This window comes from Streptomyces ureilyticus, assembly GCF_011045025.1.
In the GTDB taxonomy this organism is placed as follows: domain Bacteria; phylum Actinomycetota; class Actinomycetes; order Streptomycetales; family Streptomycetaceae; genus Streptomyces; species Streptomyces ureilyticus.
The window spans coordinates 1-1071 of record NZ_JAAKZX010000478.1 but is presented as its reverse complement, the minus strand read 5'-3'; the positions used below and the strand labels follow the sequence as shown (position 1 = coordinate 1071).

The 1071-nt window shown below is 71.9% G+C and carries 1 protein-coding gene and 1 pseudogene; one reads left to right on the top strand and one right to left on the bottom strand.

The features are described 5' to 3' along the window. Window positions 1-838, top strand: a pseudogene (locus G6048_RS48245) (sacsin N-terminal ATP-binding-like domain-containing protein); the annotation flags it as partial. A gap of 17 nt (window positions 839-855) precedes the next feature. Here the strand turns inward: G6048_RS48245 and G6048_RS49090 are convergent. After that, on the bottom strand, window positions 856-1071 hold a 216-nt coding region (locus G6048_RS49090), incomplete at its 5' end, for a hypothetical protein (protein WP_206343059.1).

Sequence of the window (1071 nt, the reverse complement as noted above, 5' to 3'; positions counted from 1 at the left end):
CACCCAGCCGGTACGCGTCCTGCTCCCGGACGGCACACACGAGATCGTCCGCCCGTACACGGCATGGTGGCTGCGCGGCCACCCGGTCCTGCACGGCCGCCGCCCGGCCGGTTTGCGAGCCGCAGGCGGCGACCCCCTCCTCCACGGCCTGTACGACGAAGCCGACGCCACCGGCTTCGAGGACGAGCAGGTACTCCGGGCCCTGGGCGTACGCACCTCCGTAGCCGCCCTCCTGGACGAACCCGGCGGCGCAGCCGAACTCCTGGACCGCCTGGCCGACCCGGACCGGGAGGTCTCGTCTCCCCAACTGCACGCGCTTTACGGCGCGTTGGCGAACCTGGACCCGGAGCAGGTGACGCTGCCGGATGAGCTGCGGGCGGTGCGGGACGGCGAGATCGTGGTAGTGGACGCGTCCGAAGCGGTGGTCGTGGACTCCCCGGACCTGCTCCCGTTCACGACCGGGGTCCCCCTGCTCCCCGTACGCCCGGCCCGAGCCGCAGACCTCGCCGAGCTGTTCCAGGTCCGCCGCCTGAGCGAGTCGGTAACGGGCGAGGTGACGTCCGAGGGCGTAGAACGCGAGGTCCCGGACTCCGTCCGCGTCCTACTGGGCCGCTCGACCCCCGAGACATACGTAGAACACGAGGAACTCTTCGTAGACGGCATCGAACTCGACTGGCGCCGCACACGGGACGGCGTCCTTCACGCGTCCACCCTGGAGGGTGTGGCAGCAGGCCTGGCCTGGGCGGCAGGCCAGTGGCCCCGCCGCTTCGAGGTGGCGGCACTACTGGAGGACCCGTCCAGGACGGAGGAGCTGGCGAGGGACCGCTGGTTCGACTGAGGGCTGAAAGGGAGCTCTTAGGGGCGCTGGAGGGGCGCCCCGATAGGGGCGCGGGGCTGTGCCGATTTGCGGCTCCGCCGCGCGGGCGCGACCAGCCACAACGAACCCGCAGCCGCACACGATCCCAACACACCGTCGGCCTGGGCGAGTCTCCGGGCGGCACCGACCGCCTCGAACGGTTCCAGATCGCCGCCCGCGTCGTCCCCGGCATGGACGTCTTCGACACCACCGCC